12 protein-coding genes are annotated in these 8130 nt (G+C 38.7%); 10 read left to right on the top strand and 2 right to left on the bottom strand.

The features are described 5' to 3' along the window. The 7 genes from C9J12_RS31355 to C9J12_RS29210 all read left to right on the top strand — a co-directional run. Positions 1-268 (top strand): replication initiation protein (locus tag C9J12_RS31355; protein ID WP_227876513.1); only part of this gene is annotated, 268 nt, incomplete at its 5' end. Then, on the top strand, positions 265-471 hold the full coding sequence (locus tag C9J12_RS31350) for a hypothetical protein (protein WP_227876512.1): 207 nt from the start codon (positions 265-267) through the stop codon (positions 469-471). The genes C9J12_RS31355 and C9J12_RS31350, both read left to right, overlap by 4 nt. A 39-nt stretch (positions 472-510) precedes the next feature. Further along, on the top strand, positions 511-774 hold the full coding sequence (locus tag C9J12_RS31345; RefSeq protein WP_227876511.1) for a hypothetical protein: 264 nt from the start codon (positions 511-513) through the stop codon (positions 772-774). A 162-nt stretch (positions 775-936) separates the two neighbouring features. Continuing rightward, positions 937-1263 (top strand): hypothetical protein, encoded by a 327-nt coding sequence (locus C9J12_RS29225; protein ID WP_107246841.1) that lies wholly within the window; start codon positions 937-939, stop codon positions 1261-1263. Between the two features lie 590 nt (positions 1264-1853). Further along, complete coding sequence (locus tag C9J12_RS29220; protein WP_146150135.1) at positions 1854-2249, top strand: hypothetical protein; 396 nt, start codon at positions 1854-1856, stop codon at positions 2247-2249. After that, a complete protein-coding gene (locus C9J12_RS29215) occupies positions 2246-2743 on the top strand; it encodes an ImmA/IrrE family metallo-endopeptidase (protein ID WP_107246836.1) in 498 nt (165 codons plus the stop codon). The genes C9J12_RS29220 and C9J12_RS29215 overlap by 4 nt, the downstream gene beginning before the upstream one ends. Before the next feature lies 1 nt (position 2744). Further along, a complete protein-coding gene (locus C9J12_RS29210) occupies positions 2745-3872 on the top strand; it encodes a beta family protein (protein WP_107246833.1) in 1128 nt (375 codons plus the stop codon). A gap of 18 nt (positions 3873-3890) precedes the next feature. Here the strand turns inward: C9J12_RS29210 and C9J12_RS29205 are convergent, their stop codons facing one another. Further along, positions 3891-4646, bottom strand: coding sequence for a sce7726 family protein (locus C9J12_RS29205; RefSeq protein ID WP_107246831.1), 756 nt, complete (start codon positions 4644-4646; stop codon positions 3891-3893). A gap of 509 nt (positions 4647-5155) precedes the next feature. On the opposite strand from C9J12_RS29205, the gene drt4 reads away from it, so the two are divergent. Then, positions 5156-6748, top strand: coding sequence for an antiviral reverse transcriptase Drt4 (gene drt4, locus C9J12_RS29200; protein WP_107246828.1), 1593 nt, complete (start codon positions 5156-5158; stop codon positions 6746-6748). Positions 6749-6995: 247 nt separating this feature from the next. On the opposite strand, the gene C9J12_RS29195 is transcribed toward drt4, so the two are convergent. Next, a complete protein-coding gene (locus C9J12_RS29195) occupies positions 6996-7421 on the bottom strand; it encodes a helix-turn-helix domain-containing protein (RefSeq protein WP_107246825.1) in 426 nt (141 codons plus the stop codon). A gap of 243 nt (positions 7422-7664) precedes the next feature. On the opposite strand from C9J12_RS29195, the gene C9J12_RS29190 reads away from it, so the two are divergent. Then, on the top strand, positions 7665-7970 hold the full coding sequence (locus C9J12_RS29190; protein ID WP_107246822.1) for a helix-turn-helix domain-containing protein: 306 nt from the start codon (positions 7665-7667) through the stop codon (positions 7968-7970). Beyond that, positions 7948-8130, top strand: a 183-nt coding sequence (locus C9J12_RS31680) for a HipA N-terminal domain-containing protein (protein WP_407675712.1), incomplete at its 3' end; no start/stop codon positions are given. The genes C9J12_RS29190 and C9J12_RS31680, both read left to right, overlap by 23 nt.

Here is an 8130-nt window from a genome sequence, read left to right as displayed (position 1 = left end):
TTCGCGCCAGTACCTACAGGTTAATCGCCATAATATGGTGACGTACTTGGTGTTTGATATCGACCGCGCAGGGGCGGCATTGGCATGGTCTGACGCACATTTACCGCCGCCGTATTGGACAGCGAAAAATCCTCGTAATGGTCACGCGCATATCTGTTACAAGTTGTTGATCCCGTTTCCGACCTCAGAAGCAGCGCACCTTGAGCCGATACGCTATGCGGCGGCGATTCAATCGGCGTTCATGCAACGGTTACAGGCCGACGCATGAACGCGGGACTACTCACTAAAAAACCCCTGCATCCCCATTGGCAAACCGAGTGCTGGACAGAAGACGGTTACAGTCTTGATTATTTGGCGGGCTTTGTTGATATTCGCAATCACCCTAAAGTGGGCAGAGAAGCGAGCGGACTGGGTCGTAACTGTGACACCTTCGATTGTGTCCGGCATTGGGCATACAAGGCCATTAGATAGTATTGGCGGCCTGACACTGGCTCATCATGGGGAAATGCCGTGTTAGCGCGCTGTGAGGCCATCAATATGGGTTACGACACGCCGATGCTAAAATCAATAGCTAAGAGTATTGCGAAATGGACAATGCGGCATTTTACCCCTGCGAAGTTTTCAGAATCACAGGCGAGGAAGGGGGTTAAAGGTGGTCGTGTGGGCGGTAAAATGTCCAACGGTGGTGGGCGACCAAGTTTAAACGAACCTTGGGGCGAATTAGGTATCAGTAGAGCCACTTATTTTAGGAAAAAGAAAGCTGGGTTGATTTGAGACTAAACAAAGCCATATCAGATAGCAGCCCTTTTGAAGCGAGCATGAAGATTGCTCTGTGTTCTCCTCTCATTTCATGAAACTAGCATTTGACTCAATTTTCCTAATGACTATAAATACGAGGGAACATACAGCTGCTATGCAGAAAATTAAGGCGTTTGAATGAAAAAACCTCTGATTATCTTGGCTATTACGTGTCTTTATTCAACTCAAGTCATGTCTTCTACCCCAGTATTTGATCACAATAGTAAATTAGGCATGTGTGGTGGTTTAGCAAAAATATCAAATATCAAAGTAGATCAGGAGAAACTTGCCAAGAGTATTGATCGTTCGGAAGGGCAAAAACGCACTTTGGGTGCGATGAGTTACGGCGGTGGCTACGCCATAGGACTGATAGATATGTACCAAACCATTAAACCAAACACAAGAAGCAAGTCAGCCGTGGCTAAACAAATCTTTGAACAAGCAGGGTGCTCTCAATATCAATAAACTACGCTGTTAACAAATTACTTAAGGAGAAGTATAACAAGGCATTGGGGATCTTGAACACAGAGCGTTGGGTAACTATTTATAGTACGTTTACTCGGGATAATTTACATGGAAATTGAAACTTTGTATGAAGAGTCAGCTGCGCAGCTCGTTGATATGACATATCGAGTACACCCAATCGTGATTACCATTGATTTTCTGTTCAGTGGGCAACGTAGCAGGATTACTACTTAATTACACTTTTATCAATATTGTAACGTTGATATATATCAACATTTGTACTTATTTTAATTCAAATACTTACAGAAATGTTTAGATTAAGAGAAGTACCCTTGTGAGATTCGGGAAACCTACATCAGCCGCTACTGCATACAACAGTAATTAATGTGTGACAAGGAATTTAGATCTATTTTTCGTCATTTCACTAGACTCAAGATATCTGAAATAAGGCGTTCAAATTGCTTGATTACAAGAAACATTTCAGTCTAAAACTAATGTTCACATTTCTGATTTTTCTTTCGAGTACAGCTCATGCGAACTCAGTAAGTCCGAATACGCAAATTAGCGAAGAACTAAAGTATGGCAACTTGGTGTCTGCTCAAGAGGAGTTGTTAGCTGAAAATATAACTTTAAAGGAAGACTTAATCACTTTATCCAATGAATTAATAACCATTAAAAATCAAATTAATGAGTCGAAGGAAAATGAAGGCATCGAATTCGAAGTTTGGGTAGGTTTGTTACTAGCTTGTGTCACTCTTATCGTTACTGGACTTGGTGTCGTTATTGCTCTGTCAGCATTTTTTGGTTATTCCAATATAAAGCATACCGCCACCGATGCTGCAGTTAAGAAATCAGAATCATTGGTTGAGCAAGCCATTCAAACAGGTCATTTCAATAAGCTCATTTACTCTGCTGTAGAAAGAGCTGTATATAGAGATATTCTATCTGAGAACGACTTTCCTGAAGATGAAGAGGTTAGTGCATGAAAAAGTGTAAAGAATGGTCAATGTTAACATCTGATCAGCAGGATATTATTTTAAAGTATCAAGGTAGCTTTCCGATTAAGATCGGAGCTATTGCAAAGGAATTTGGAATTGTTGTTAAAAGATCAACTCTAAAACCAGGTATTTCAGGTGTTATCAAGGAATCTGATGGCGTTGTATTGGTGAAAATTAGTAGACATGATTCAGTAGAAAGACAACGGTTTACGTTGGCTCATGAAATTGCGCACTTTTTATTGCATAAAGATAAAATAGGAGATGGTATTGAAGATACTATGCTTTTCCGTTCATCCTTATCTAATACATTAGAAGCAGAAGCGAATAGATTGGCCGCTGATTTAGTTATGCCGTTCTCATTAATAGACCTAGCTCAGTTTCCTGAAAAAACAAGGCTAGAAGTTAAGATTGAAACAATAGCGAAAATATCTGAATTATCCATACCTGCTATTGAAGTTAGACTTGGCAAAAAAGGGTTCTAGAATGTTTGACAATAAATTTCCATATCGTTACTGCCCTATTCTTGCGATTAGTCCATCTGAAACACTAGGATTAAAAGAGCTGCCAGCTAAAGACAAGGACTTTATTTTACCTGTTTTTCCATTAAAATCTTGGGCATCGGCTAAAGAGTTAAAAAGCTCTATAGATAAAATAGAAGAGGTTATTGGCAAAGACAGAAAGTGGATAGCGGATATAGACTATGAAGACTTGTTTGGCAGGAAAACTGAAAAGTACCGTCAAGTTCATCACGATCTGCTTAAATTAACCGACTCGACTAATGGTTATCATAATTGGTGCAACTTTGTAAAAGAACATCCTAATAGTATCCCATGCTTACAGTTAAAAAATCTTAGTGAAATCTCAACTCAAATAAGGGTGCTGAGCTCATTTAAAAGGGGTGTTGTCGTTATACTTAAACAGGTAGACATCGAATCTCAAAATTACAAAATCATTTTACCTCAGTTAAAAGAAGTTAATAACTTACTTATTATTTTAGATCTAGAGCAAATAACGAAGGAGCAAGTTGAATTAAGCCATCAAATACTAATGTATTTGAATGCAATAAAATTAATCCTACCTCAATCCTTAATTTCTCTTTCTTCTACATCATTTCCTGATAGCTTTGGAGGTTATCATAAAGGTGTTAAGAGTATTTATGAACGAGCCTTATTTGATAAATTAGGAACAAGTATCGACAACTTAATATACTCTGACCGAGGGAGTGCAAGAGCAACAAAAATGTCTGGAGGTGCGGGAGTTCCACCACCTCGAATTGATTATTCTTGTAGAAATGAATGGAATTTCATTCGTATGGAGTTTAGTGAAACTTCAGAATCGCTAACAAAAAGTGAGAAGCAAGCACTAGTTAAAAAGGAAAAGAAAGAGCTTTATACACTCATTTCAAAGCAAATTATGGCGGAATCCTATTGGGAGGGAGACTTGGCTTTATGGGCAAATTACATTATTGAGTTAACAAGCAAGGGAGACGATTTTGGAATTAATAGCGCCCAAAAAGCGACTGCAGTCAGAATTAATAAGCACCTTCACACGCAGCTACATTATGATTGGTTAGAAGATATTGACGATACAGATGATGACTGGATAGATTAGTTGCTAATTGTTGGGTCTTTATCCCGAGTAGATAGAGGCCTTTGCAAACAGGTTTAAATCGGCAACATGCTGATCTATATCGTCCCAAAAAGCTTTACTCCGCTTCCGCTCTAACTTTATTTTTTCTCTATGTAGATTAAACCTACTCAAGATTTTAAGGTCGTCTTTTAATACTTCTCTATTATTTGTCTCTTCAATGAATGAACGAGTAACATCTACAAATTTACGACTCAACGAGGCGTGAACACCCTGTCTCAAACGCTTATTTGATACCTGTTTTAAAGATTTTTCTAACGAGGCTCTATCTCTATCTGTTTTGATTTTTAGCTTAGTTGACAATTTATATAAATCGACTAGGTCCATCATATCAATCAGTTTGGAGTTATCGATCTTACTTTGAAGTTTACCTCTTTGTTTTACCTTGATTTTTGAATCACTAACTTCCCAGAGCCCTACATTTTTCGGTAAAGAACTCGATAGCATTGAAATGAATTTTGTATCAGATACTACAACAACTTTATCAAAGTATTCTAGATACTTATCAAGCTGACCGTCTAGGCGCGTTAAAGTATCTGCTTCACTTTTTATTTCGAAAGCTATCAGTTTACCGTCGCTGTAGATTGCGAGGTCTACACGACGAGAAAAGTTTCCAACTGTCAATTCATTCATGATAATTGAATTTTCATCAATGATTTCTTTATTTCTTAAGTAATTCAGAAGCAAAGCTTTGATATCGGGTTCAAGCAATCGTTTAAAGTCTTTAATTTCAATCATTTAAAGTTATTCAGTAATATAGCTTATAGTCTTATTTTAACATAACAGTAGTGACTAGTGAAACCGTATACCTTAGACAAGTATCGATTCAAGTCGCTTGTTTTGTTTAGGCGCTCTGTTGTGGGATCACTACAGGTGATTTCATATTTAGAATTCGGGTCTGGGAAAACTAAGTCAATGATGCCAGATCTTAAGCTGCTGCTGTCTTGCAGGGAACCACCTATGCGTCGGTTATTTGCTGTTCTTTCATCATATTTCTGATGCATTATGAGGGCAATACAAGGTGGGTAAAGAGTGGTATTTATTTCTTATATTCATGCTTCCTGAACTAATGGGATGTCTTATTTTTTGCTACTCAATGGATTCGAGGCCGTCCAGTCATATGAATTAAAATATCAAATGATTTGGTGTCTATTTACATATCTCGGTAATCTGAGAGTCGTTCGATAGTAAACAGCACTTAACAAGTTAAAATATATGCATTGTTTTATATTACGTGAATAGAAAAAATGCTGACTTTGAATGATGAACGAAATCTTTATGAAGCTCTGACCCGCCGAAATTATTTCCCAAATCAAAAAGAAACTATTGGTGAACTGCCTCCATGCCTTGATACAAGGCAGTTTACTCCTGAAGTATGTGAAGCACTTGCAGCACTTGACGATTCACCCAGCAGGCGGAGAAGTGGTTATGATTTGGTTGAGTACAAGGCGACCCGTTACAACAATGTCCCAAGAGCCTTGGCACTCGTTCATCCCAAAGCTCATGCATTTCTGACTAAACACATTCATGATAATTGGGGGGAAATAAACTCAATTCAAGATAGTGAGCATAGCATAATCAAACCTGAGCAAAGACAAGATGGTCGTATCATGGTTATGAACTACGAAGAGCCAATTGTTCAAAAACGGCGATATAACGAAGCTAGTTTCTCAAAGAGGTTCAGGGTTAAAGCTGATATTGCTAACTGCTTTAACAGTATTTATACACATGCCATTCCTTGGGCTGCGGTGGGAGTTGAAGTAGCCAAGAGAAATAGAGGAAATGAACTTTGGTACAACAAACTAGACATGTTTCAACGCAAATCTAAACGAGGAGAGACTCAGGGAATCCCTATTGGGCCAGCAACATCGAGTTTCATAGCCGAATTAATTCTTCAAGAAGTTGATAAGAAACTCATAGAGTATGGATTTCTCTTTGAACGTTATGTGGATGACTATCAATGTTTTTGTGAAAGCTACGAACAAGCTCAGCAATTTATACTAATTTTGGGGCAGGAGTTAGCGGTCTTTAAACTGACGTTAAACTTGAACAAAACTAATATTATTGCGCTGCCTTGTCCAAGCGAAGATGACTGGATTCTGGAGTTGATCGGAGCGTTGCCGAATAGGTTTGGTAAGCCAGAAGGTCAAAATCATCAGTTTAATGCGGCAGAAGCGATTACCTTCATTAACAGGGCTATAGTTGTCAATAAAGTAACGCCAGATGGGAGCGTTCTTAAGTATGCCATTCAATTAATAACTCCTCATATAGATGATCTTGCATCTCATGACTTTCTTTCAGTTGTAATAAATTTGGCTTGGCACTACCCAATTCTTATCCCATATATAGCTCAACTTATTGATAAATCTGAAGCTATGCCAGATTCTTACTTGGAACAGCTGGATCGAATTATCATAGAAAATGCTAAGCAGCTTCGCTCTGACGGTATGGCTTGGCCTCTTCATATACTAAGAGAAAATCAACAGGTTCCTTCCGGAGAGGCTATCAATGCAGTAATAGCTAGTCGAGATTGTGTCTCAATTACAATACTACATTCTATGTTAGAAGATAAACGTAGTATTGTTGATTTTGCACAAACAATTATCGATGGTGACGATTACCACAAAGATAACTACTGGCTTCTTTTGTATCAGTTATTTTTGTTTGGCGATTTACAAGAGAACCCTTATGAAGATGAAGTATTTACGGTACTCAAGGATTATAGCGTGAACTTCATCCCTGGAGAGTCAACCACCGAAGCCGAACTGCAGTGTGAAAGGATACGCATGGGATTCGTAGCCGAGGCATTTCGAAATGTAGGTGATGGTTTGGAGTTTTGATTTGGATGAAGTCTCATTACTTTTTGCCCCAAGATACTTTGCCTAATCAGAACAAAGGCTCTAACATTCGGCCCCAAAGCACCCCAGTTTTGTCCTTTTGAACATCACAAGAGGACGCTGTGCTTTGATGGTGTTGTAAGGCGCAATAGCGGTTAAATTGTGACCAGCCGAAATAAAAAAAGCCTTTCATCAATGAGAAGGCTTTTCTCAGTCACTTGTCTCGTCCTAAAATATGTTGACGGGACAACTATACAAACATGTATGTCGGGATATTGAAACGAGCTGACAACGCTCTGATGTGTTGAAGGGTCATTGAACGCTGACCGCTTAAAATCATTGATGCGGATGATTTTCCGCCAATCTCAGCTTTGAAATTACTTTGTGTAAGCCCGTTCTGGTCAATGATTAGACGGAGCATTGAGACAGCTGGATTAATGCTGTCAATATGGGTATTAAACGCTTGGAATTCTTCGTTTTTACTTTCATATTGCTCAATGACAGGAAACATTAAGTCAATAAGCGTCTGATTGGTATCGTAGTCTTCTACAAGCGAATCCATCAGCTCAATAAGCTCGTCGTACTGCTTTCTTGAGATTATGCCATGAATCCAAGGCATAGCGGCCTCAATCTGTCTTGAGACCTCTTGCATCACTTTTACGTTCATAACACTCATCGTCGATTACCTCTTCATTCTTCGATCTGGATTTGACCAATGTGATCATTAAGGTCTACTTTTGTGGACTTTATCTCTATTTACGCCCAACTTGGCATAAAGGTCTATCTTTATGGACTTTATTGTGATTCTTAGCTAATGTGGTCAATAAGGTCAGGTTTATGGACTTTATCGCTATTCCCGCCCAATCTGACGAACAATGTCTATTGGGTAATTAGAGAGGGTTTATTCTAGGAGTAATTGATGGCCAAATTAGTAAAAGCATTAGAAACCCCCGATCTTGATCAACCATTCAGTACTGAGCTGTTGGGGTTGGCGATTAAGGCGAAAAGAACTCAAAGTAGAATAACTCAATCGGATGCTGCTGAGCTTTGCGGCATAGCAAAACAAACATACATCAAGATTGAACAAGGAAAAGGAGATATCCGTATGTCTTCTATTATGGATGTTATACAAGGTCTTGGCATCAAACTTACCATTACACCGTGGTTAAACGTTTCCAACAATATGGATAATTCAAGGAGTGATGATAATGACAACTGGGTCTGATCGATACATTCTTGATGTTGTGTATGATAGTGCAGTGATCGGTAAACTTACGTTAGATAAAGACTCTGATAATTTAGAATTAACTTATACCGATGAATGGCGACAGAATGGCTTTCCCTTATCGCCTCATCTTCCGCTTGATACTGTTATACCTTCTGCT

Source organism: Photobacterium frigidiphilum, assembly GCF_003025615.1.
In the GTDB taxonomy this organism is placed as follows: Bacteria; Pseudomonadota; Gammaproteobacteria; order Enterobacterales; family Vibrionaceae; genus Photobacterium; species Photobacterium frigidiphilum.
Note: the sequence above shows the minus strand (reverse complement) of the source record. Positions and strands in the feature narration are given on the sequence as shown.